The sequence below is a fragment of the Plantactinospora sp. B6F1 genome (assembly GCF_040120695.1).
Classification (GTDB): Bacteria; Actinomycetota; Actinomycetes; order Mycobacteriales; family Micromonosporaceae; genus Plantactinospora.
Genome location: NZ_JBEEAC010000014.1, coordinates 163,328 through 186,864, shown reverse-complemented (window position 1 = coordinate 186,864; position 23,537 = coordinate 163,328). Strand labels below are relative to the sequence as shown.

Sequence of the window (23,537 nt, the reverse complement as noted above, 5' to 3'; positions counted from 1 at the left end):
CGTACGACAGTGAGGCCGCCCGAATCGGGGAGCTGGTCGCGGCCAACCGGCTGACCGTGCACGAGGTGGCGGTGCAGCGTGCGTCCCTGGAGGAGGCGTTCATGCGGCTCACCGCGACGCCGGTCCGGATCGGGGCAGGATGGTCGAATGAAGGTCCGCCCGATCACCCCGGAGCTGCTGGTGCAGGAGCTGGCCGACCGGCTGGCCGGCGAGCGTCCCGGTGACCGGCTGCGAGTGGCGGTCGACGGGCCGCCGGCCGCCGAGCCGGGCCGGCTCGCCGATGCGCTGGTCGACCCGCTGCGGGTCCGGGGCCGCCCGGCGGTACGCGTCGACGCGGCGGACTTCCTCCGGCCGGCGTCGCTCCGGTACGAGCAGGGCCGGACCAACCCGGACGCCTACTACCTCGGCTGGCTCGACGAGGCGGGGCTGCGTCGGGAGGTACTCGATCCTGCGGGCCCGGCCGGTTCCGGGCGGATCCTGCCGACGCTCTGGAACGCCGAGACCGACCGGGCCACCCGGGCGGAGTACCTGACGCTGCCGTCCGGCGGGGTGGTGCTGGTGAGCGGGCCGCTGCTGCTCGGCGGTGGTCTCCCGTTCGACCTCGCGGTCCATCTGGTGCTCTCGCCCGGTGCGCTGGCCCGGCGTACGCCGACGGCGCAGCGCTGGACCCTGCCGGCGTTCGCCCGGTACGACGACGAGGTGGGACCGTCGACCTTCGCCGACGTGGTGGTCCGGCTGGACGATCCCCGGCACCCCGCGCTGGTCGAGCCGGGGAGCGTCGGCTGACCGGTCCCGAGGACGGTCCGGGGGGACGAACGCGCAGGTCACGGCGGGTCGGGGAAGTCGGCGGTTTGCCGGCGACGGCGGTGGGGTAATCGCGCTGCTCATGACGGAGCGACCCGGACGATCCCGTCCAGGGTCGCGGATGCGTACCTTCGACGGAAAGGCAGGCAGCGAATGCTCGTCAACGAGGCAATCGGTACTCGCCGCTCGGCAGCCGACAGTGACCAGATCCGTCTTGCCCTGCAGGCCCGCTACGACGAGCTGACCGTCGAGTACGACGAGGCGTTGGCGCAGAGCCAGGTACTGCGGCTGGTGGAGGTCGGCGACACGGCCGGCGACGACCAGGCGGACAGCGGCACGAAGACGGCCGAGCGGGACACCGCGCAGTCGCTGCTGCGGACCATCCTCGACCGCCGGGCCCAGTTCGAGCACGCGCTCACCCGGCTTGCCGAGGGGACGTACGGCTGGTGCGAGGGCTGCGGCGACTCGATCCCGGTGGAGCGGCTGGAGATCTTCCCCTCCGCGACCACCTGCGTCGCCTGCAAGCAGTCCCGGGAACGCCGGGCCGCCTGAGCGGAGCGGACGCGAGTCGACGACGGAGGTGGACCGCGCCCGGGTTGCCCGTCCCGGCCGGGGCGGGTGAACTGTGCTCATGGGTGAGATCAAGGTCGGCACGGCGTCGTGGACCGATCGGACCCTGCTGGAGTCGGGCTGGTATCCGGCGGGCGCGGACACTCCGCAACGGCGGCTGGGCTTCTACGCCGAGCGGTTTCCGCTGGTCGAGGTCGACGCCACCTACTACTCGCCGCCCGCGGAGCGGACCGCCGAGCTGTGGGTGGGGCGTACCCCGGCCGGGTTCACCTTCAACGTGAAGGCGTTCAGCCTGCTCACCGGACACCCGACCCGAGTCTCCGCGCTCTACAAGGACCTGCGGCCGGCCACGGAGAAGCGGAACGTCTACCCGGGCGACCTGCCGGCGCAGGCGTACGAGGAGGTGTGGAGCCGGTTCCTGTCCGCGCTGGAGCCGCTGGCCGAGGCGGGCAAACTCGGTGCGCTGCTGTTCCAGTTCCCGCCGTGGTTCACCATTCGGCGGGACAACAAGCAGTACCTGCTGGAGGTGCGGCGGCGCTGCGGCCCGCTCCGGCCGGTCTTCGAGTTCCGGCACGCCTCCTGGTTCGCCGACGGCAACCGGGACGAGACGCTGGAGTTCCTCCGCAAGCACGAGCTGGCGTACGTCTCGGTGGACATGCCGCAGGGCCACCGCTCGTCGGTGCCGCCGGTGCTGGCCGCCACCGCCGACCTGGCCGTGGTCCGGTTCCACGGGCACAGCGACAAGTGGACCAGCAGGGACATCTACCAGAAGTTCGGCTATCACTACTCCGATCGGGAGCTGGCGGACTGGGCGCCCAAGCTGCGCGAACTCGCCGACGAAACCGCCGAGACGCACGTGTTGTTCAACAACTGCTACCGCGACTACGCGCAGACGAACGCCGCGAAGCTGCGGGACCTCCTGTCTGGCTAGTCCTGGCCGACCGGGATCACCCCCTGCGGGCGAGCGGGGCTCACCCGCTCTCCGGTGAGCATGGCGGGGTGGACAGTAACCGAGACGGGACGGGGGATCAGTCGTGCCGAACAATTCGTACTCGGTCTTCGATTCGTCGATAGACAAGACCAACCTCATCCTCAAGGACATCGAGCAGGCGTACGGGTGGCCGAAGGAACGCCGCAACCAGTCGTACGCCGCGCTGCGGACCGTACTGCACCTGCTCCGGGACCGGTTGCCGGTGCAGGAGAGCGTGCACTTCGCGGCCCAGTTGCCGGTGCTGGTGCGCGGGGTCTACTTCGACGGCTGGGACCCGAGCGTTGTCCCGATCAAGCTGAATCGGGAGGAGTTCCTCTACGAGGTGCGGGCCGGCTTCCCGTTCGACGTCGAGGGCGGCCCGGCAACCGTGGTGAACACGGTGCTGAACGCGCTGCGCCGGCACGTCACCGAGGGTGAGTGGGACGACGTCAAGTCGAGCATGCCGAAGGACCTGGTCAAGATCATGCCGTAGTGGCCGCCGGGTCTGGGTCCTGCCCGGTCGTTCCCGTCGGAGCCGGGGATCAGCCGAGATCAACAGTGGCACGAAATCGGGATACCTCCCCGGTCGGAGGTTCATAGTGTCGGGCGGAACCGACACGTCACCTCCGTGCTCCGACCACCGCGCTTGACAACCGCCGATGGAGGGGGTCGGGACACGACCGGAAGGACCCAGCTTTGCGACTCCGATTGACCACGTCCGTGCTCGCGGTGACGCTGGCGGCGGTGCCACTCACCGCCGGCTGCACCGCTGGCGCCGAGCCGGACCGGGCCCGCGCGACCGGTTCGGCGGCAGGACCGCAGGACGGCGAGGGCAGGGCGGCGGCGCGGCGGGACGGCGCCGGTGCGGCGGAAGGACGGCCGGCGGAGCCGGGATCGGTCGTCGCCACCCGGGAGGTCCAGTTCGACGGCAACGGGGCGGGCGAGATCGTTCCGGTGAGGGTCGAACTGTACGGGCTCCGCCGGGACGAGGGTTTCCTGGTCGTCCGGGTGCGTCTGACGAACCTCTCTGCGAACCCGAAACAGGACTGGCAGATCAGCTCGACGTTCCAGGGTGACGCTCCTCGGCTCGGCAGCGGGAGCGCCTTCTCCGGCGTCTACCTGCTCGACCGGAAGAACCGCAAGCAGTACCTGGTGGCGCGCAACGCGAACCAGCAGTACCTCGCCTCCGCCGATCTGGGCGGGGTCTTCGTCGAACCCGGGCAGGCGGTCGACCTCTTCGCCACGTTCGCGGCGCCACCCGAGGACGTGCCGAGCGTGGACGTCGTCATTCCGCGAGTTCCGGTGTTCGAGAATGTCCCGCTCGGTTAGCCCGCCGTGGGTCGGCCCGCCGTACCGCTGGGTCGGCCCGCCGTACCGGTCCGGCAGCCTGCCGTACCGCGGAATGGTCCTGACGCTTGTCGGCCTGTTGCTGCTCGTCCCCTCGCAGGTCCGGGCGGCGCCCGGCCCGACGCTCACGCCGGAACCGACGGCGGTGGGTGGACCGACCTACCGGGCGCCGGGTGGAGAGGTCGAGACTCCGGTGGTCGACGTGCAGGCCCCGATGGTGGACGTCTTTCTCGTCTCCGGCGATGTCGACGGGGACAGCACCGAGGCGGAGTCCGCCGACCGGGTCGAGGTCACCATCGGTGCCGACGTGCTTTTCGCGTTCGGCAAGGCCGAGCTCACCCCGGCGGCGAGCCAGCGGCTGGCACAGGCAGCCGGACGAATCCGCAGCCAGGCCAGGGGAACTGTGCTCGTCGACGGACACACCGACTCGATCGGCAGCCCGGCGGCGAACCAGCGGTTGTCGCGGCGACGGGCCGAGGCCGTCCGTGACGCGCTGGCCGCGCTGCTGGTCGACACTCCGGTGACCTTCCGGGTCACCGGACACGGTGAGCGGAAGCCGGTGGTGCCGAACAGTACGCCGGAAGGGAAGGACGATCCGGCCGGGCGGGCGAAGAACCGCCGTGTCGAGATCCGCTTCGACAAGTAGCGCCGAGGGCCGGGTGGGTGCCCGCCGGCCGGTACAGCCGATGGTGTCGGCGGTCGGTCGCGGATGCTATGGCGCACGGCCGACCAGGAAGGCGTGCCGGCGGGCGAGCGCGGCCAGGGCACCGGCGTCGACGATCGCGGCGCCGCCCGGGTCGTTGTTGAAGAAGACGAAGACCGGCTCGTCGCCGGGGAAAACCGCGCCGATCCGGTCCAGCCAGGAGCGCAACGCGGCCCGGCCGTACCGGGGCCGGGGCTGGGCACGGCCCTCGTGCAGCCGGAGGTATCCGAAGTCGGCGGTACGCCACAGCGGCGTCACCGGCCGACCAGCCCGGTCGGCCCAGCAGAGCGCGGCGCCGTACCGCTCCAGTACCCGCCGGGTCTGCCCGGACCACCAGGACGGGTGCCGGGGCTCCACGGTGACCCGTACGTCCGGTGGAAACCGGGACAGTACCTCGGCCAGCGCGTCGACGTCGGCCGGCAGGTTCGGCGGCAGTTGTAGCAGCACCGGGCCGAGCCGGTCACCGAGTGCGGTGGCCCGGTCCAGGAACCGGGCGACGGGTTCGGCCGGTTCCCGCAGCCGCTTGATGTGGGTGAGGTAGCGACTCATCTTCACCGCGACGCAGAAGTCGTCCGGCGTTCGAGCCCGCCAGGCGGCGAAGACGTCCCGGTCGGGCAGCCGGTAGAAGGCGTTGTTCACCTCCACCGTGCCGAACCGTCCGGCGTAGTGTTCGAGCCAGCGTCGCTGGGGCAGGCCGGCCGGATAGAACCGGTCCCGCCAGTCGCGGTACTGCCACCCGGAGGTGCCGACGAGGATCACCTCGGCCAGTATGCCGGCACTCGGCCGTCGTCACCGGCCAGCCGACCCGGGTGGGCCCGGCGCCCCAACCGCCGACCATCGGGGCGCCGGGCGGCTGTCAGTGCAGCGTTACCTCGGCGACGAGCTGCCGGCGGTGGTCGACCCGCCGTTCCGGTCCGGTCAGCCGGAGCGGGACCGTGTACCGGTGGTCGGCGCTGGAGGCGGAGAGCCGCAACTCGAGGTCGCCGGGCTCGACCACCCGGTGACCGCGCCGGCCGGTGAACGAGGAGAGGTCGGCGTGCACCCGGAAGTCGACCCGCCGGGTCTGGCCCGGCTCCAGTGGCACCCGGGCGTAGCCGACCAGTCGGATCACCGGGCGGTTGACCTGGGCGACCGGGTCGTGCAGGTAGAGCTGCACCACCTCGGTGCCGTGCCGGTCGCCGTCGTTGCGGACCGAGACCGCGACGGTGACGGCGCCGTCGGTGGGCACCTCCACCGGTTGCTGCGGGTCCGGCGCCGCACCCTCCACCCGGACCTCCGGCCAGGTGAACCCGGTGTACGACAGGCCGTGGCCGAACGGGAAGAGCGGGGTGGGGTCGACACTGCTGATCTCGGTCTTCTGACCCAGCGTCGGGGAGAGGTAGGTGCTGGGCTGGCCGCCGGGGTTACGTGGAACGCTCACCGGCAGCCGGCCGGACGGGCAGGTCACTCCGCTGAGTACCCGGGCCACCGCCGGTCCGCCCTCCTCGCCGGGGAAGAACGCCTGCACCACCGCGGCGAGCCGGTCGACCGAGTCGCCGAGCGCGTACGGGCGGCCGGCGAGCAGCACCAGCACCACCGGGGTTCCGGTCTCCAACAGTGCCGCCAGCAGTTCCGCCTGGGCACCGGGCAGCCGCAGGTCGTCGCTGTCGCAGCCCTCGCCGGAGGTGCCCCGGCCGAAGAGTCCGGCCCGGTCGCCGAGCACGGCCACGCAGACGTCCGCTTCGCCGGCCGCCGCCGCGGCGGCGCTGATCGCCTCGGCGTCGAGGTCGGCCGAGCCGTCGACGGTGCAGCCGGGCGCGTACTTGATCGGGGTTTCCGGCAGCTCGGACCGGAGCGAGGCCAGCAGGGTCGGGATCTCGACCCCCTCCGGCAGCTCCGGATGCTGGCTGCCGACGTGGCCCGGGAAGGTGTAGCAGCCGAGCATTCCGGCGACGTCGTCGGCCAGTGGCCCGACCATGGCGATCCGGCTCTCCGGGCGGAGCGGCAGCGCCCCGGAGTTCGCCAGCAGCACCACCGACTCCTCGGCGATCGTCCGGGCCAGCACGCGGTTGGCCGGCGGGTCGAGATCGACGGAACCCTCGACGAGGTCCGGCCCGCCACCGTTGCTCCGCCCGGCGGTGCCGGCGAGTACCGGCGGCAGTGCCGACCAGTTGGCGTCGAGCAGGCCGAGCTCGCACTTCTGCCGGAGCACCCGGGTGACCGCCGTGTCGACCAGGGACTCCGGCACGGTGCCGGCGCGGATCGCGTCGAGGAGCGGGTCGCCGTAGCAGTGTGCCGCCGGTAGTTCGACGTCCACCCCGGCCGCCAGCGCCAGCGCCGCCGCCTCGGTCAGGTCGGCCGCGACGTTGTGCAGCCGTTGCAGGAAGCTGATCCCGAAGTAGTCGGAGACGACCGTGCCGGTGAAGTCCCAGTCGTCCCGGAGCAGCCGGGTGAGCAGTTCGGGGTCGGCGGCCGGCGGAACGCCGTCGATCTCGTTGTAGGCGTGCATCACGGATCTGGCACCGCCGTCGCGCAGGGCCATCTCGAACGGCGGGAGGAAGACGTCGGCCAGTTCCCGGGGGCCGGCACTGACCGGCCCGTGGTTGCGGCCGCCCCGGGACGCCGAGTATCCGACGAGGTGCTTCAGGGTGGCGACCACGCCGGTCGACTCCAGGCCCCGGACGTACGCGGTGGCGATGGTGGCGACCAGGTACGGGTCCTCGCCGATCGACTCCTCGCAGCGCCCCCAGCGCAGGTCCCGGATCACGTCGAGCACCGGCGCCAACCCCTGGTGTACGCCGAGCGTCCGCATCGCCGAGCCGATCTGCTCGGCCATCCGCTCGACCAGGTCCGGGTCGAAGGTCGCGCCCCAGGCCAGCGGGGTGGGGTAGACGGTCGCCTTCCAGGTCATGATGCCGGTGAGGCACTCCTCGTGCGCGATGGCCGGGATGCCGAACCGGTTCGCGGCGACGATCTCCTCCTGCATCCGGGCCAGTGCCCGGGCGCCGAGGGCGGGGTCGACGGGCGCGGTGCCGAACGCCCGGGTGATCTGGCCCAGGCCGGCGCCGATCAGGCTGCGCCAGTCCGGGGCGTCGCCGGTCATCTCGTGCTGGTGCGGCGCCAGGTCCTCACCGGTGGAGTCGCCGCCCACCCAGACGCCGTACAGCTGCGCTATCTTCTCCTCGAGCGAGAGCCGGGCGACCAGGTCCTCGACCCGCTGGTCGACGGGTAGTCGTGGGTCCTGCCAGCGGGGCAGGGCGTCGGGAGCGGTGCTGTCGCCGTGCGCTGCGTCGTCCGCCGGGACGGTCGCGGTAGCGGTGAGCTGTCCGTCGTGCGGATGCCCATCGTGCACCCCCGTGACCTCAAGCCGCTCGACGTCGGTGGTTGTCCGACTGGTGTCGGCGGCGTTGCGGTTGCTGCTCACGGGCAGCCTCCTGTCGCTTGTTGCTGGCCTCTTCCTAAGCCGCCGCACGTCGAAGTGAGGTTGGACGCGGGCGCAGACGTACTTCCGACATGTTTCCGGAAATTCTGGCCCGCGTCGAGAGGGTACTCAGGCCGAAAGTAGCTCACAAGTTCCCCGACGAGTGCAATCCTTGACCGTTCGTTCACAGCGTCGTAGCGTGCGCCGCATCACGCCGAATTTATCGGGCGAGGACCGAAAGTTTGCGGATCATTCGGTTCGTCCGGCGCGGGGACGTCCAGCCGTCCCGGGCGTCGGGTCCGGGACAACGGTGTGCGGAGATGGCGACTCACGCGACGACTCGGGAACAACGGAACGCTATCCCACTCGCGGGGCGTGGTGAGAGTGATGATCATCTCGGATCGCATCCGGGGGGATGACGGCGGAAGAGCGCCGCCGAGGACGCGGGCGGGCCGGCCGGGCGGGGACCGGCTCGCCCGCCCTCGCGGGAGCTGATCTGGACCGTACCCGTGGTACATTGACGAACGTCTCTATTTAGCTGAGTGGCCGTGCCCGGGCGGAGATCGGTTCGCCTGGAGGTGCGGCAGGGGGACTGGAGGCGCGGCATGCGGAGTAGTCGACTTCTCGTCACGGGTGCGGCACTCGCGGTCGTCATCGGCGGTGCCGGGTTCGCCGTCGCCGGCCCGCCGTCGACGCCGGGCCGGGCCGGGGTACTGGCCGCCGGAGAGTTCGACTTCAGCCGACCGCAGACCGTCGCCAGCAACCTTCAGGCGCCCTGGGGCATGGCGTTCCTGCCGGACGGCAGCGCGCTGGTCGCCGAGCGGGACACCGCCCGGGTCGTGCAGGTCCGCCCGGGGCAGAGCCCGCAGCAGGTCGCCACCATCTCCGGCGTCTCGCCCGGCGGCGAGGCCGGGCTGCTCGGCCTGGCGGTCTCGCCGAACTACGCCAGCGACCGTTACGTGTACGCCTACTTCACCTCTGCCAGCGACAACCGGATCGTCCGGTTCCGGCTCGACGCGCCGCAGACCCAGACCCCGATCCTCACCGGGCTGGCCCGGGCCAACTTCCACGACGGTGGCCGGATCGCCTTCGGCCCCGACGGCATGCTCTACGCTGGGGTCGGCGACGCGGGCCAGACCGCCAACTCGCAGAACCCGTCCAGCCTGAACGGCAAGATCCTACGGATGCGGCCGGACGGCGGCGTCCCGTCGGACAACCCGACCGCCGGCTCGTTGGTTTACAGCCTCGGCCACCGCAACGTGCAGGGCCTCGCCTGGGACGCCCAGGGTCGGCTCTACGCCAGCGAGTTCGGGCAGAACAGCTGGGACGAGGTCAACTACATCGTGCCCGGCGGCAACTACGGCTGGCCGACGGTGGAGGGCCAGGGCAACGACCCACGGTTCCGCAACCCCATCGTCACCTGGACGACCGCCGAGGCGTCGCCGAGCGGTGCCGCCATCGACGGCAACATGCTCTTCGTCGCCGCGCTGCGCGGAGCCCGACTCTGGCAGGTACCGCTGAACGGCAGCGGCGGGGTGGCCGGCAGCCCGACCGCCCAACTCGTCGGCCAGTACGGCCGGCTGCGTACCGTCGAACGCGCCCCGGACGGCTCGCTCTGGGTGGCCACCAGCAACCGGGACGGACGCGGTACGCCGGCCGCCACCGACGACCGGATCCTGCGATTCCCGCCGGTCGGCGCGACCCCGACACCGACCGCGACCACCCGGCCGCCCACCTCCTCGCCGACACCGAGCGTCCCGCCGACGGTGCCGCCGACCAGCACCCCGCCGGGCAGCGGTGCCTGCACCGCGACCTACCGCCAGGTCAACCAGTGGCAGGGCGGCTTCCAGGGTGAGGTGACGGTCCGCAACAACGGCACCAGCACACTGAACGGTTGGACCGTGCGCTGGACCTTCACCAACGGGCAGACGATCAGTCAGCTCTGGAACGGCACGCTGACCGCGAGCGGATCGTCGATCACGGTCCGGAACGTGAGCTGGAACGGCACGCTCGGCGCCAACGGCTCGGCCACGTTCGGCTTCCAGGGCTCGTGGACCGGGACCAACTCCGCGCCGAGCGACCTCACCTGCACCAGCCCCTGAGCCACCGACCCACCCGCCGTGCCGGATCGATGCCGCAGTCAGGCCGTTACCGTCGACGAGCGGGCCGGCCCGCCGATGGCCTCCCGCATGCCCCGGACGGCGAGCTGGTCCGCCCGCTCGTTCTCCGGATGCCCGGCGTGCCCCTTGACCCAGTGCCACCGCACCTGGTGCCGGCCGGCGGCGGCCTCCAGCCGCTGCCACAGGTCGGCGTTCTTGACCGGCTGCTTCGCGGCGGTCTGCCAGCCGTTGCGCTTCCAGTTCGGCAGCCACTTGGTGATGCCGTCCCGGACGTAGGTGCTGTCGACGTAGATCTGCACCGTCACCGGGCGGGTCAGGCTCTCCAACGCCCGGATCGCCGCCATCAGTTCCATCCGGTTGTTCGTGGTGGCCACCGACTCACCGCCGTGGAGTTCCTTCTCCACCGTGCCGTACCGCAGCACGGCGCCCCAGCCGCCGGGACCGGGATTTCCGCTGCACGCTCCGTCGGTGTAGATCAGCACCTGCTCTGTCACCCGGGCAACATACCCTGCCGGGTCAGCCGAACAGGGCGCCGACCGACGTCGCCCGGCCGTCCGGATCGACCTGCGCTCTGAGCGAACACGACTGGCCAGATACCCCGCCCGGTGCGGAAATTGAACCAGCGCATGGTGCGGCCGACCGGGGAGGGAACCGATGCGAGGTGGCCCGGGATACGACGAGATCGCCGACTGGTACGAGGCGGAGTTCCTGCCCCAGCGTGCCGTAGCCGACGACGAGCTGGGGATCGGGCGTACCCTGCGTCTGCTGCTCGGTCCCGGCGACGGCCCCTGCCTGGAGGTCGGCTGCGGCACCGGCGCGTACGCCGACGCGGTCCGCGCCGTGGGCCGGACACCGCTCGGGGTGGATCTCTCGGCCGGCATGCTCCGGTACGCCCACGGCCGGCTGCCGGTCGTCCGGGCCGACGCCACCCGGCTGCCGGTCCGGGACGGTGCGCTCTCGGCGGTCGTCGCGGTGATGGTGCACACCGACATGCCCGGATATCCGGCGGTGCTCCGGGAGACGGCCCGGGTGCTGGCTCCCGGCGGGACCTTCGTACACGTCGGCGTCCACCCGTGTTTCTGCGGCGGGTTCGCCGACCGCACCGACCCCAACGCGGTGCTGATCCGCCCCGGCTACCGGGACAGCGCCTGGACGAGGGAGTCCTGGACCGACCGGGGGATCCGGGACAAGGTCGGCGCGACACACAATCCACTGCCCGAACTGCTGCACATGTTCCTGGACGCCGGGCTGACCTTCGAGCGCTTCGCCGAGGGCGGCACACCCACCCCGATCGTCTTCGCCGTCCGGGCCCGCCGGTCGAGCTGAGCCGTCCGGGCCGACCCGACCAGCCGCACAGTCAGGTCAGGCCGGTCGCCGACTCCGGGTGGCCGGCGACGCCGAGCTGGCGCAGCGCGGCGTCGTGCAGCGCCGGGGTGCGGGCGAACAGCGACGGTCCGGCGGCGAGCCCGGGCCGTCCGTCGAGTCCGCTGTACCGGCCGCCGGCCTCGGTCACGATCAGCGAGGTGGCGGCGAAGTCCCAGAGCTGCCCCCGGGTCTGCACCGCGAGGTCCAACTCGCCCCGGGCCACCAGCAGTGCGGCATGGGTACGCCACGAGGTCGGCGTGGTGACCGCCAGCAGCGCGGCGATCGTCCGGAGTTCGGCCGGGCGCACCTGGTCGTCCGGCGGAACCACCCCGAGCCGGCTGCCGGGCAGCGGGGCGTCCGTACCGGATCCGGTGGTGCGGAGCGCCCGTTCCCCGCTCACCCCGGCCCCGGTGATCTCCGCCTGGTAGGCGCCGCCGCCCCGCCGGGCCCACCAGATCGTCCGCTGTGCCGGCAGGGCGGCGACCCCGACGACGATCTGACCGGCCTCCTCCAGTGCGACGAGTACCTGCCAGCGGTCGTCACCGGCGACGAACTGGGCCGTACCGTCGATCGGGTCGATGATCCAGCGCCGAGCGGCCCGGCCGGTCTGCCCGACCTCCTCACCCAGGATCGCGTCGTCGGGCCGCGCACCGGCCAGTACCTCCCGGATGGTGGCCTCGACGGTCCGGTCGGCCTCGGTCACCACGCTCCCGTCCGGCTTCTGCTCCCGGGCGAGCCGGCCGAGGTCGGCGAAGTACCGGGAGGCGACGGCGGCGCCGGTCAGCGCGGCCCGGCGGGCAAGGAGAAGATCGTCTTCCACGGGCCCATCCTCGTCGAGGCCGCCGTCCGGGATGCGACCGGGTGTCGAGGTCGTCCGGAAGGGACGGCTCCGGGCCGGTGAAGGGTCAGCCGTTGACCGGGGTCATCCGCAGGGCCAGCGCCGGGCACATCCGCACCGCCTTGCGGGCGCCCTCTTCCAGCCAGGTCGGCACCGGGGTGGACGGGAACGACGGGAAGCCGTTGGAGTCCAGCCGGATGAACTCCGGCACCACGGCGGCGCAGAGCCCGTGCCCGTCGCAGCGGGACCAGTCGACCACCAGCTTGGAGGTCGGAGCGTCGGCGGCGTTGGGCAGTCCGAGGATCCCCTTGACCTTCTTGCCGCAGGTACCCCGGGCGGCGTGTGCCTCCAGGTCCTCGGTGAAGATCTCCAGAGCCGAGGTGGCGAACCGCGCCGTGCCGTCGGGGTGGCTGCACGCGCCGCGACCCTTCACCGCACCGGCCGCCGCCCGGACCACCTCGGCGGCGGCGCTGCCGCCGACGATCAGGTCCAGCGACCGGGCCAGGTCCGGCAGGCCGAGCCGGCACGGGCCGCACTGCCCGGCAGACTCACCGGCCAGGTAGGTGACGACCTGGGCGGCCTCGCCGAGCGGGCACACCTCGGCGCTCAACGGCATGATGATGCCGGCGCCGAGCGCGCCGCCGACCTTGGCGAAGCCCGCCCGGGACACCTCGGCGCTGGCCGCACCCTCCGCGCTGATCCACTTGCCGTGGTAGCCGCCGGTGAGCACGCCGGGACCCTCCGGCGTCTCGCAGAGTTCCAACACGTCCCGTAGCGGAATGCCGGTCGGGCACTCCACCACCGCCGGCCGCCCCGCCGCCCCGGTCACGGTCAGCAGCACCGTGCCGGGCTCGTCGGCGGTGCCGACCGTGCCGTACTCGTACGGGCCGAGCCGGGCGGCCAGGGCGAGCTGGGCGTACGTCTCGGCGTTGGAGACCAGGGTCGGTAGGCCGCCGACCCCGGTGTCGCTGGCCCGGATCTTGATTCCCGGCGGGATGTGCGCCTCGCCGTTGATCCCGCGCACCAGGGCGCCGCCCTCGCCGGAGATGAACCGGTGCGGCACGGTGACGATGCCGGTGCGTACCGGCATCCGGCGCTCGGCCAGCGCGGCGCTCAGCGACGCCTCGCCGATCCCGTCGTCGGCGACACCGATGACGATCTCCTCCGCGTCCAGTGCGTAGGCGGCGATCGCGGCCCCGTCCAGGATCAGGTGCGGGGCGCGGGTGAGCAGCGCCTTGTCCTTCCAGGCCCCGGGTTCACCCTCGGTCGCGTTCACCACCACGACGGTCGGCAGGTCCTGGCGGTCCGCCGACTCCAGCACGGCGCGGAACTTGCGGGCGAACGGGAAGCCGGCGCCACCCTTGCCCTTCAGCTCGATCCCCTCGACCAGTCGGAGCAGGCCCTTGGGGGAGAGCGGGTTGACGGCACCGTGCACCATCTCGTGCGCGGTCAGGTCGAGGCGGCCGAACTCGTCGAACCCGGCGGTGAGCCGGGGCTCGCCGAAGCAGGCGACCGGGGGTACGGCGGTCAGACTCACCGCGCTTCACCTTTCAGACTGGTCCAGTACGCGCCCTCCTCGGCCGCCTCGTCCGGCTCGTCGTCCCGGCGCCGGGAGGACCGGCCGGACGGCTCGTCGGACCTGCGGGACCGGCGGGCGGCAAGGTCGATCAGGGCGGGCTTGTCGTCGTCATCATCCTCGTCGTCCGCGCGGGCGACGAGGTTGGGCTCGTACCGGGCGGCCCGGCCCCACTCGGCGGTGCTCTCCTCGGCGTCGTCACCGCCCCGAACCCGGCTGTGTCGTCCGGAGCGGTCGATCGGCTCCTCGTCGGCGGCCCGCCGTCGCCGGCCGGCCCGGGTGGCGCCGGTCGAGGTCGGCTCGTCGTCGGGTTCCCGCCACGACCGCCGTCCCGACCCGTCGGTCTCCGACCGCGACCACCGGCCCCCGTCGCCGTCGACGCCGGCCGACCTGTCGTCCCCGGCCCGCGACCGGCGGTACGTCGCGTCGTCCTCGCCGCCCCGCCGTCGCTCCCACGGCTCTCCCGGCTCGTCGGCAGCCCAGCGCCGGGGACTGTCCCACGGCAGCTCGGCGTCGTCGAGATCACGCTCCCTGTCGGCCGACATGCTGCCGGGCGGCGGCACCTCGGGTACGGCGAAGCGGTCGGAACGGCCCCGGGGTGCGTGGGTGCTGTCCAGCTCGCCGGCCCGGGCCCAGGCGTCGATCGCCGCTTCCGAGCCGCCGCGCAGGTCGGAGAGGCTGTCCCGGCGCCGCCGGCCGCCGCCCTGGGTGTCGTCCAGCCGGCCGCGGTAGCTGTCCGGATCGTCGCGCCCGGATCGGCTCCCGGAGGCACCGCGCCGCCCGCTCGCGGTCTCCGGGTCCTCCCACCGGCCGCTGCGGCCGCCGAACGTGTCGTCCTCCCACCGGCTGCGCCGGCTCCGGCCGGTGTCGTGGCCCGGCGAGTTGGCCCGGCTGGCCCGGATCTCGTCGGCGGTCCGACGCTTGGCCGGTGCCATCGAGCTGGTTCGGCCGACCGGACCCGGCTTGGCCGGCTTCCCCGGCCGGCCCGGCTTGCCCGGCCGGCCCACCGGGGACAGCGCGCCGGTGGTCTGGCCCTGCTCGGCACGTTTACGACCGAGCGTGACCGAGAGCCGGACGCCGAGCAGTGCCAGCACGATAGCCACGCAGAGTAGGTAACTGAGGGTGACCCAGGTGGCCGCGGGTCGACCGGCCTGCAGCCCGTGCACCAGCGCGATCGGCCAGGCGGCGTACGAGATGCTGTGCAGGGTCCGCCACAGCCACGGCTTGCCGACCCCGGCGAACCGGGCCCGGACCAGCCCGGTCCAGAGCACCGCCACCATCATCGCCCCGGCGATGGTGCCCAGCCCGACGTAGAAGTTGGCGCCGTTGACGAACGGCAGCAGCGCCTTGTCGGGGCTGACGTGCCCGGCGGTGATCTTCGTCAGGACGTGCAACACCAGGGCGAAGACCGAGATGATGCCGAGTGACCGGTGCGCCGACTGGAGCAGTACCCGGTGCCGGATCAACAGCACGATCCGGTCGGTCGCCACCAACCCGACCATCACGGTCAGACTCAGCGCCACCAGGGTCGCCGGGCCGGCGAAGAACGTCATGTAAACGAACATGTAGGCGTTGATCAGCCCACCCATCGGGCTCAGCATCGCCGCCGCCCAGAGCGCCGCCAGTGTCGAGACGACGAGGATGACGACGGCGCCCTGCGGCTTGGGTGTGCTTCCCCGGCTGGTGAAGCTCATGGGGACGCTGGCACGCTGAATCTGTCTGGTCCGGGCCATCTGCTCCTCGATCTTCCGCCTCGGCGCCCACCACCACGCCCCGCCTGCCCGCCCGCCGCGCGCGAGCACGGCCGCCTATTGTGCCCCGTCCCGATCACGCCACTTTGGGCGGAGCCGTACCGCCGCGCGTCGCTGGACGGCGGTCCGACCCACATCAGGTACGGGGAAACGGGCCGGGGGGATGAGTCCCGTGCCGATTATGTTTCACGATCGGTGAGTTGGCTCCCCCCTGGGGGTGGGCAATCTGGGGTCAACCGGTGAAGAGCTTCGCCACCATGATGACGGTCTGTACGACGCCGTACCCGGGGAGTGCGGCGACCAGCGATCCATGAGATCCAGGCCGGCCGGACCGGCGTTTCCGTTGCGCGGTGTCGAATCGTCAGCGGGCTCGCGGAGCCGCCTGTTCGCGCAGCCCGTAACCGCGACGGAGCAGGTGGTCGAATAGACGCTGCGGTAGCAGCACCCTGAGTAACGGCAGCCAGCGCGCCGCTGGTCCGACCGGGTAGCGCAGCCGAGGGCTACGGGCAGCGGCCACCTCCATGATCCGGTCTGCGACCTTGTGCGGGTCGCCCCCGCGGCGCAGGCTCTCCTGGAGGGTCCGCACCGCCGCTCGGCGTACCGGGTCGTAGTCGGTGATCCGTCCCGCGCTGGTCGACGCCGAGGCCACGATGTCGGTCGCGAAGGCGCCGGGCTCGACCAGCGACACCGTGATCCCCAGCGGCCATACCTCGTGCCGCAGCGCCTCGGTGTAGCCGGCGAGGGACTGTTTGGACGCCGCGTAGAACGCCTCACCGGGCTCACCCACCCACGCGGCCGCCGAGCCCACGTTGACGATGCGGCCGTGCCGGCGGACTCGCATCTGCGGCAGCACCGCGTTGGTCATCCGCACCACTCCGAACAGATTGGTCTCGAACAACGCGCGAGCCTCGTCCAGGCTGGTTTCCTCCGCCATCCCGGTGTGCATGATCCCCGCGTTGTTGACCAGCACGTCGATACGTCCCGCCCGGGCCATCACCTGGGCGGCGCAGTCGTCGACGGACTCGTCGGATCGCACGTCCAGCGGCAGCATCTCGATACCGTCCCGGCTCGGGCGGGCGCGGCGGCTGGTGCCGAACACCCGCCAGCCCGCGCGGGCGAACACGTCCGCCGTCGCCGCGCCGATGCCGGAAGACGCCCCGGTGACCAGCACGATCCGGGCCTCGGCCCGACCGCTCATCGCTCCTCCGACCCAGTCGTGACGCGGCCATCCCCCTGTTGGCTGCGCTCGCCTGCCAGGAGTACGTCGAGTGCCTCGACGGCACCGGCAAGCTCGACGTGGGGGTCCAGCATGGCGTGTAGCAGTAGCCCATCACCGGCGGCGGCCAGCAGCGTCGCCAACCCGAGCGGATCGACCTGCCGGACGACCCCGGTCCGCTGCTCGGCACGAACCAGGTCGGCAACGGCCTGCCGGTAGTCGCCCAGCAAACCGATCAGGCGATCCCGCACGGCGGCGTCGCGTCCGGCCTCACGCATCGCCTCCATCAGGACCGCACTGCCTACCCGGTCGGCCAGATCCTCACCGGCCGGCCGATCGGCCTTCGACCGGGCGTCGGAGGTGGCCGGTGCGGCGTCGCTCGCCCAGGACCGCATCAGCGACACCAACCCGGTGAGATCTCCGGCGGCCCGTACCGACTCCAGCGGGAACGCCCGGTCGACCAGGTCCAGCACCGCCTCCGTGAGCAGTACCTGCTTGCCGGCGAAGTGGTAGCTCACCGCCCCGTGCGGCAGACCGGCCCGCTCGGCGACCGCCCGGGTGGTCACCCGCCCCCACCCGCGCTCGGCAACCAGTTCGGCCGCCGCGTCCAGCAGCCGTCGCCGTGCTGGTTGTCCATTCGGCCTGTCCATCTGGACAAGATACCATCGCGGTCTCCCCGGTGATTGGCGAGCGCTTGGCTCGACCAGACGGAGCCGAGCGGTCCTGGGTCAACGGGAAGGCGACATGGCGGCGGTGATCCGGGTCGTCCATGCCCGGCGATGCTAGGCGGTGGGGCCGGCTGGCGGCGACGCGGTTACCGGCCGGGCCGACCCGTAGCGGAGACGAACGCCCGCCACGCCGCCGCCGCGAGGACCAGGGTCCGGCCATCCTGGTCCTTGCTGTCCCGGACCGCCACAACCCCGGCAAGGTTGTCGGCAACCTCCACACAGTTGCCGTCGGGAGTACTGCGGCTGCTCTTGCGCCAGTGCGCGCCGGAAAGATCAGTCATGACTCGTACTCCTTCGCAACGGAGTCGATCAGGTCCCGTGATTGTCCTCGTCCAGCGCCAGCTCTTCCACGCTGGCCCAGATCGCCTCGTAAGCAGCTACTTCGTTGGTTTTGTCCAGGTAGACGGCACCGGTAGCGGCCTCGGTGTACACAGTGGATGGCTTCGGGTGAACCCCATGCTCCCCGAAGTCGAACATGAGGAACGCCCCGGCTCCGCCCAACCCCCGGTCACCGGTGACCTTCGGTTGCGGGTGACCCGCGTACCGCCGAAGATCGACGACGGCCGGGACTGGCTGCTGCTGCGCGGCTACGTCGTCGACGCGGACGGCGTGGAGGCCGTCCGGGAGAGCTGGCACTACGTCCGACCCCAGGCCTGACGATTCCTGCCGGGACCCGACGCTGCGGTCGGGTCGAAGGTCCCGTGCCGGGTGGACCTCGGACCGCTGCGCGGTGGGTGGGACGGCCATACCGTGAGGAAGGCGGCCGGGACACCACAGCGGGTCTCCATCCGCAGCCGGGCCGGGCCGCCGGCGACGTACGTCTGGGGGAAGGGTTGAGCGTGGTAACAGAGATGAAGGACCGGATCGGGACGGCGGACGACGCCGCGATCCTGCACGCCCTCGCGGCGCCGGACGAGACCGAACTCGCCCGGCTGGACGCGTGGTGGCGGGCGAACAACTACCTGACGGTCGGACAGATCTACCTGCGCGGCAACCCGCTGCTGCGTGAACCGCTGACCCCGGAACACATCAAGCCGCGACTGCTCGGGCACTGGGGGACCAGTCCCGGCCTGTCCCTGATCTATGCCCACGTCTCCCGGCTGATCCGGCTCACCGGGCAGCAGGCGATCTACCTCGCCGGGCCGGGGCACGGCGGGCCGGCGCTGGTGGCCGCCGGTTACCTGGAGGGCACCTACAGCGAGGTCTATCCCGGAGTCGGCCAGGACGAGGCCGGTCTGCTCCGGCTCTTCCGGCAGTTCTCCAGCCCCGGCGGGATCCCGAGCCACGTCTCGGTGACGACACCCGGCTCGATCCACGAGGGTGGCGAACTCGGGTACGTCCTCGTGCACGCCTTCGGCGCGGTCATGGACAACCCCGACCTGCTCGCCGTCGCCGTGGTCGGGGACGGCGAGGCGGAGACCGGACCGCTGGAGGGCTCCTGGAAGGGCGTGTCGTTCGTCAACCCGGCCCGGGACGGTGCCGTCCTGCCGGTCCTGCACCTGAACGGGGCGAAGATCGCCGGCCCGACCGTGCTGGCCCGAAAGGACCCGGCCGAGGTCCGGGTGCTGTTCGAGGGGCACGGCTACCAGGTGATCGAGGTCGACGCCGAGGACCTGCCCGGTTCGCACCACCGCTTCGCCGCCGCCCTCGCCGACGCCTGGGGCCGGATCCGGGAGATCCAACGGGCGGCCCGCGACGGCGGCGGCTGGGACGGCAGCCGGCCGCGCTGGCCGTTGATCATCCTGCGCTCGCCGAAGGGCTGGACCGGTCCCGAGGAGGTCGACGGGGTCAGGGTCACCGGCAGTTGGCGGTCCCACCAGGTGCCGCTTTCCGGGGTACGGGACAACCCCGAACACCTGGCGATCCTGGAGCGCTGGCTGCGGTCGTACCGGCCGGAGGAGCTCTTCGACGACGCCGGCGCCACCGTCGCCGCCGTGCGGGACCTTCCGCCCCGGGGTGACCTGCGGATGAGCGCCTCACCGCACGCCAACGGCGGGCTGCTCACCCGCGACCTGGACCTGCCGGACTTCCGCGACTACGCGGTCGACGTCCCGGCACCGGCGAAGCTGCGCGTCGAGTCGACCCGCCGGCTCGGTGAGCTGCTCCGGGACGTCTACCGCCGCAACACCGACACGTTCCGGCTGTTCTGTCCGGACGAGACGAACAGCAACCGGCTCGGCGCCGTCTTCGAGGCGTCCGACCGGGCCTTCATGGAGCGGGTCACCGACGACGACGTGGCGATCGGCCGCGACGGCCGGGTGATGGAGGTGCTCTCCGAGCACAACTGCCACGGCTGGCTGGAGGGGTACACGCTGACCGGTCGGCACGGGATGTTCGCCACCTACGAGGCGTTCGCGATGGTCAGCGCGTCGCAGACCGTCCAGCACGGAAAGTGGCTCCAGGAGGCTGGGCACCTGCCGTGGCGGGCGAAGGTACCGAGCCTGAACATCCTGCTCACCTCGACCGCATGGCGCAACGACCACAACGGCTTCTCGCACCAGGGGCCGGGCCTGATCCAGGTGGTCCTCACCCAACGCGGGGACATCGCCCGTGTCTACCTGCCGCCGGACGCGAACTGCCTGCTCTCGGTCGCCGACCACTGCCTGCGGTCCCGCTCGTACATCAACCTGATCGTCATCGACAAGCAGCCGCAGTTGCAGTGGCTGTCCATGCCGGACGCGGTCGCGCACTGCGCCCAGGGGGCGGGGATCTGGGAGTGGGCCGGCACCGACGACGGCAGCGACGACCCGGACATCGTGCTCGCGTGTGCCGGCGACGTGGTCACCATGGAGACCGTCGCCGCCGCCCAGATCCTGCGGGAACGCCTGCCCGGGCTGCGGGTCCGGGTGGTCAACGTCGTCGACCTGATGACGCTGGTCCGGCCCCGGGACCACCCGCACGGGATGAGCCCGACCCACTTCACCGAGCTGTTCACCGACACCGTGGACGTGGTCTTCGCCTTCCACGGCTATCCGGGTGCCATCCACCAGCTGGTGCACGGGCGGCCGGACGTCGACCGGTTCCGGGTGCGTGGCTTCGTGGAGCAGGGCACGACCACCACGCCGTTCGACATGACGGTACGGAACCGGACCTCCCGCTACCACCTCGTGCTGGACGCGATCAACAACGCCCGGCGGCTGCCCCGGGGCGCGGCGGAGCTGAGCGACTGGTGCGAGCGGCAGCTGCTCCGGCACGAGGCGTACGTGGTCGAGCACCTGGAGGACATGCCGGAGGTACGGGACTGGTCCCTCGGCGACTGGGCGGCCCGGGGCTGACCTGCCGGACAAGGCTGACCTGCCGGATGGGGCTGACCTGCCGGACAAGGCCGAGCGGCCCGCCGGGACGGGCGCTCCGGCCCTGTCCGGTCGGGGTCGCGCCGGGGTGTGCTGGTAGGCGGACGACCAGCGGCTCGCTGGGCGAGAACGGACCACTCGAAATGGGGTACCAACCGTGTTCGTGCAGGCCATACCCGGCGTCGACGCGCTCGCCATCGACGGTGGGATCGTGCGGATCCGTGCCGTCATGCCGCAGGACCGGGACCGGCTGACCGAGCTGTACCGGCGCAGCTCGCCGGAGAGCCTGCGGATGAGGTTCTTCGCCCTGCCGGGTGAGCGGGCCATCGCCGCAGAGGTCGACCGGCTCTGCCGGCCCCCGGCACCCGCCGAGCACGGCGCCGTACTCGCCGAGACCGCCGGCCAGCTCGCCGGGGTCGCCTCCTACGAGGCCGGTGGCGGCGGATCCGGCGCCGAGTTCGCGGTCTTCGTCGCGGACGGGCAGCGTGACCGGGGAATCGGCACGCTGCTGCTGGAGCACCTGCGGACGGTGGCCGGCGCGGCGGGCGTGACCGAACTGCGCGGCGACGTCCTGCCGACGAACGCCGCGATGCTCCAGGTCGCGGCGGACCTGACCGGACGCGCCGGTTCCCGGACCGACGACGCGGTGCTGGCCGTCGACCTGCCGACCGAGGTCAGCGAGGAGGAACTCGGCGCGGCCGACGCCCGTGACCGGGTGGCGGCGCGCGCCTCGCTGCGACCGCTGCTCGAACCCCGCTCGGTGGCGGTGGTCGGCGCCGGCCGTACCCCGGGCGGAATCGGACACGAGACGCTGCGCAGCCTGATCCGGTACGGCTTCACCGGCCCGGTCCACCCGGTCAACCCACAGGCCACGGAGATCTGCGGGCTGCCGGCGTACCCGAGCCTGTCGGCGCTGCCCGAACCGGTGGACCTGGCGGTCGTCGCGGTACCCGCATCGGCGGTGGTCGACACGATCCGGGACGCGGCCGCCGCCGGGGTGCGGGCCGCGGTGGTCCTGACCTCCGGGCTCGGCGAGAGCGGTGCCGCCGGCCGGCAGGTCCAGCGGGAACTGGTGGAGGTCGCCCGGACCCACGGGATCCGGCTGGTCGGCCCGAACTGCATCGGGCTGCTGAACAGCAACCCGCAGGTCCGGCTCGCCGCCACCTTCGCACCCGTACTGCCGCCGGCCGGAGGGCTGGCGGTCGCCTCGCAGTCCGGTGCGGTCGGCATAGCGCTGCTGGAGCACGCCGAGCGGGCCGGCTGCGGCCTCTCCAGCTTCGTCTCGCTCGGCAACAAGGCCGACGTGAGCGGCAACGACCTGATCGCGTACTGGCACGACGACCCGGCGACCAGGGCGGTCGCCCTCTACCTGGAGTCGTTCGGCAACCCCCGCCGGTTCGCCCGACTGGTCCGTGGGCTCGCCCGGCGCAAGCCGGTGCTGGCGGTCAAGAGCGGCCGGTCCCGTGCCGGAGTACGGGCCGGTGCCTCACACACGGCCGCCGCGGCGGCCCCGGACAGCACCGTCGACGCGCTCTTCGCCCAGGCCGGGGTGATCCGACTGGAGACCCTCGGCGACCTGATGGACACCGCCCGGCTGCTCACCGACCAGCCGCTGCCGGCGGGTGACCGGCTCGCCGTCATCGGCAATGCCGGTGGGGTCAACGTGCTGGCCGCCGATGCCGCCGACGGGGCGAAGCTCCGGGTCGGATCGCTCAGCCCGGCGCTGCGGGAGCGGCTGCGGGCGGTACTAACCCCGCTGGCCGGCGACGACAACCCGCTCGACCTCGGGGCCGGCGCGAGTCCGGCCGCGCTGGCCGACGCGGTCCGGGTGGTCGCGGCCAGCGGCGAGGTCGACTCGGTGCTGCTGGTGATCGCGGCGACCCGGGCCAACGACGTGCCGGCGATGCTGGACGCGGTCGCGCCGGTCCTCGACGACGCGCCCGGACTCACCGCCGCCGTCGTCGTACTCGGCCTGGCCGATCCGCCGGCCACCATGGGTAGCCGCCGGACCCCCGTCTTCGACCTGCCGGAACGCGCCGTCCGGGCGATCGGCGGCGCCGCCTGGTACGCCGACTGGCTCCGGCAACCGGCCGGCGCCGTCCCGCCGAGGGTCGCCGGCGCCGGTCGGGGCCGGGAGTTGGTGCGCGCGGCACTCGCCACCGGTCCCGGCTGGCAGCCGTACGACCGGATCGCCGAGGTCCTCGGCAGCTACGGCATCCCGGTGGTACCGGCGCGCCTGGTGGCGACCGTCGCGGAGGCGGTCACCGCCGCCGAGGGTTTCGGCTACCCGGTCGCGTTGAAGGCCGCCGATCCGGACCTGGTGCACAAGAGCGACGTCGGCGGGGTGGCGCTGCGGCTGGGCGGCCCGGACCAGGTGCGGGCGGCGTACCCGGCGGTGGCCGCGGCCACCGGAACGGCCGGGCCGGTACTGGTGCAGCCGATGGCACACGGCCAACTGGAGCTGGTCGCCGGGGTGGTGCACGACCCGCAGTTCGGCTCGTTGGTGATGGTCGGGCTCGGCGGGGTGCACACCGACCTGCTGGGCGACCGGTCGCTGCGGCCGACGCCGGTGACCGACCTGGACGCGGGCCGGATGTGGCGGTCCCTGCGCGCCGCACCCCTGCTCACCGGTTACCGGGGCGCCCCACCGGTCGACACCGCCGCGCTGGAGGAGCTGCTCTGCCGGCTCGGGCAGCTCGCCGAGGACCTGCCGGAGGTGGCCGAACTCGATCTCAACCCGGTGCTGGTCGGCCCGACCGGGGTGACGGTGGTCGACGCCAAACTGCGGCTCGCCCCGGTCGGTGCGGAGCCCAACCGCGTCCTGCGGTACCTCCGGTCCGCCGGCTGACCCGGCGG

Annotated in this window: 21 protein-coding genes and 1 pseudogene; 12 read left to right on the top strand and 10 right to left on the bottom strand. The window is 72.5% G+C overall.

The window, feature by feature from the left end; all coding sequences use genetic code 11:
• The first annotated feature begins 147 nt into the window (after nt 1–147).
• The 6 genes from ABNF97_RS19615 (at nt 148) to ABNF97_RS19590 (ending at nt 4,337) form a co-directional block, all read left to right on the top strand.
• The gene (locus tag ABNF97_RS19615; protein ID WP_130463118.1) at nt 148–786 is read left to right on the top strand and encodes a nucleoside/nucleotide kinase family protein; all 639 of its coding nucleotides are present in this window, start codon (nt 148–150) and stop codon (nt 784–786) included.
• Nucleotides 787–957: 171 nt separating this feature from the next.
• Entirely contained in the window at nt 958–1,356 is a 399-nt protein-coding gene (locus tag ABNF97_RS19610) for a TraR/DksA C4-type zinc finger protein (protein WP_130463117.1), read from the top strand.
• Between the two features lie 79 nt (nt 1,357–1,435).
• Nucleotides 1,436–2,305, top strand: coding sequence for a DUF72 domain-containing protein (locus tag ABNF97_RS19605; protein ID WP_130463116.1), 870 nt, complete (start codon nt 1,436–1,438; stop codon nt 2,303–2,305).
• A gap of 103 nt (nt 2,306–2,408) precedes the next feature.
• Nucleotides 2,409–2,837: a DUF2267 domain-containing protein gene (locus ABNF97_RS19600; protein WP_130463115.1), complete on the top strand. Its 429-nt coding sequence runs from the start codon at nt 2,409–2,411 to the stop codon at nt 2,835–2,837.
• Nucleotides 2,838–3,040: 203 nt separating this feature from the next.
• The gene (locus ABNF97_RS19595) at nt 3,041–3,673 is read left to right on the top strand and encodes a hypothetical protein (RefSeq protein ID WP_349339354.1); all 633 of its coding nucleotides are present in this window, start codon (nt 3,041–3,043) and stop codon (nt 3,671–3,673) included.
• Nucleotides 3,657–4,337, top strand: coding sequence for an OmpA family protein (locus tag ABNF97_RS19590; protein WP_349339353.1), 681 nt, complete (start codon nt 3,657–3,659; stop codon nt 4,335–4,337). Before ABNF97_RS19595 ends, ABNF97_RS19590 begins: the two co-directional genes overlap by 17 nt.
• A gap of 66 nt (nt 4,338–4,403) precedes the next feature.
• Here ABNF97_RS19590 and ABNF97_RS19585 read toward each other — a convergent pair whose 3' ends face one another.
• Together ABNF97_RS19585 and ABNF97_RS19580 are read right to left on the bottom strand one after the other, a co-directional pair.
• Nucleotides 4,404–5,153, bottom strand: a complete 750-nt coding sequence (locus ABNF97_RS19585) for a DUF72 domain-containing protein (RefSeq protein WP_349339352.1) — start codon at nt 5,151–5,153, stop codon at nt 4,404–4,406.
• A gap of 97 nt (nt 5,154–5,250) precedes the next feature.
• Nucleotides 5,251–7,797, bottom strand: a complete 2,547-nt coding sequence (locus ABNF97_RS19580; RefSeq protein ID WP_349339351.1) for a beta-xylosidase/alpha-l-arabinosidase — start codon at nt 7,795–7,797, stop codon at nt 5,251–5,253.
• A 602-nt stretch (nt 7,798–8,399) separates the two neighbouring features.
• Here ABNF97_RS19580 and ABNF97_RS19575 point away from each other — a divergent pair.
• Nucleotides 8,400–9,482, top strand: a pseudogene (locus ABNF97_RS19575) (PQQ-dependent sugar dehydrogenase); the annotation flags it as partial.
• A gap of 78 nt (nt 9,483–9,560) precedes the next feature.
• Nucleotides 9,561–9,896 (top strand): cellulose binding domain-containing protein, encoded by a 336-nt coding sequence (locus ABNF97_RS34245; protein WP_486484952.1) that lies wholly within the window; start codon nt 9,561–9,563, stop codon nt 9,894–9,896.
• A 38-nt stretch (nt 9,897–9,934) separates the two neighbouring features.
• On the opposite strand, the gene rnhA is transcribed toward ABNF97_RS34245, so the two are convergent.
• Entirely contained in the window at nt 9,935–10,408 is a 474-nt protein-coding gene (rnhA, locus tag ABNF97_RS19570) for a ribonuclease HI (RefSeq protein WP_130463110.1), read from the bottom strand.
• A 160-nt stretch (nt 10,409–10,568) separates the two neighbouring features.
• On the opposite strand from rnhA, the gene ABNF97_RS19565 reads away from it, so the two are divergent.
• Nucleotides 10,569–11,240: a class I SAM-dependent methyltransferase gene (locus ABNF97_RS19565; protein WP_349339350.1), complete on the top strand. Its 672-nt coding sequence runs from the start codon at nt 10,569–10,571 to the stop codon at nt 11,238–11,240.
• A gap of 31 nt (nt 11,241–11,271) precedes the next feature.
• On the opposite strand, the gene ABNF97_RS19560 is transcribed toward ABNF97_RS19565, so the two are convergent.
• The 7 genes from ABNF97_RS19560 to ABNF97_RS19530 form a co-directional block, all read right to left on the bottom strand.
• Nucleotides 11,272–12,099, bottom strand: coding sequence for an inositol monophosphatase family protein (locus tag ABNF97_RS19560; protein ID WP_349339349.1), 828 nt, complete (start codon nt 12,097–12,099; stop codon nt 11,272–11,274).
• A gap of 85 nt (nt 12,100–12,184) precedes the next feature.
• Nucleotides 12,185–13,654: a ferredoxin gene (locus tag ABNF97_RS19555; protein WP_130463102.1), complete on the bottom strand. Its 1,470-nt coding sequence runs from the start codon at nt 13,652–13,654 to the stop codon at nt 12,185–12,187.
• Nucleotides 13,651–15,426 carry a hypothetical protein gene (locus tag ABNF97_RS19550; protein ID WP_349339348.1) on the bottom strand — a complete coding sequence of 592 codons (1,776 nt, stop codon included), beginning with the start codon at nt 15,424–15,426 and terminating at the stop codon, nt 13,651–13,653. The genes ABNF97_RS19555 and ABNF97_RS19550 overlap by 4 nt, the downstream gene beginning before the upstream one ends.
• A 379-nt stretch (nt 15,427–15,805) precedes the next feature.
• Entirely contained in the window at nt 15,806–16,642 is an 837-nt protein-coding gene (locus tag ABNF97_RS19545) for an SDR family NAD(P)-dependent oxidoreductase (protein ID WP_349339347.1), read from the bottom strand.
• The gene (locus ABNF97_RS19540) at nt 16,639–17,310 is read right to left on the bottom strand and encodes a TetR/AcrR family transcriptional regulator (RefSeq protein ID WP_349339346.1); all 672 of its coding nucleotides are present in this window, start codon (nt 17,308–17,310) and stop codon (nt 16,639–16,641) included. The genes ABNF97_RS19545 and ABNF97_RS19540 overlap by 4 nt, the downstream gene beginning before the upstream one ends.
• Nucleotides 17,311–17,474: 164 nt before the next feature.
• On the bottom strand, nt 17,475–17,669 hold the full coding sequence (locus ABNF97_RS19535; protein WP_130463098.1) for a DUF397 domain-containing protein: 195 nt from the start codon (nt 17,667–17,669) through the stop codon (nt 17,475–17,477).
• Between the two features lie 28 nt (nt 17,670–17,697).
• The gene (locus ABNF97_RS19530; protein ID WP_349339345.1) at nt 17,698–17,865 is read right to left on the bottom strand and encodes a Scr1 family TA system antitoxin-like transcriptional regulator; all 168 of its coding nucleotides are present in this window, start codon (nt 17,863–17,865) and stop codon (nt 17,698–17,700) included.
• Here ABNF97_RS19530 and ABNF97_RS19525 point away from each other — a divergent pair.
• The 3 genes from ABNF97_RS19525 (at nt 17,845) to ABNF97_RS19515 (ending at nt 23,529) form a co-directional block, all read left to right on the top strand.
• Nucleotides 17,845–18,045, top strand: a complete 201-nt coding sequence (locus tag ABNF97_RS19525; protein WP_349339365.1) for a hypothetical protein — start codon at nt 17,845–17,847, stop codon at nt 18,043–18,045. The two genes, ABNF97_RS19530 and ABNF97_RS19525, sit on opposite strands and share 21 nt — an antisense overlap.
• Before the next feature lie 194 nt (nt 18,046–18,239).
• Nucleotides 18,240–20,663, top strand: coding sequence for a phosphoketolase family protein (locus ABNF97_RS19520; protein ID WP_349339344.1), 2,424 nt, complete (start codon nt 18,240–18,242; stop codon nt 20,661–20,663).
• Nucleotides 20,664–20,838: 175 nt separating this feature from the next.
• Nucleotides 20,839–23,529 carry a bifunctional acetate--CoA ligase family protein/GNAT family N-acetyltransferase gene (locus ABNF97_RS19515; RefSeq protein ID WP_349339343.1) on the top strand — a complete coding sequence of 897 codons (2,691 nt, stop codon included), beginning with the start codon at nt 20,839–20,841 and terminating at the stop codon, nt 23,527–23,529.
• Nucleotides 23,530–23,537: the final 8 nt, after the last annotated feature.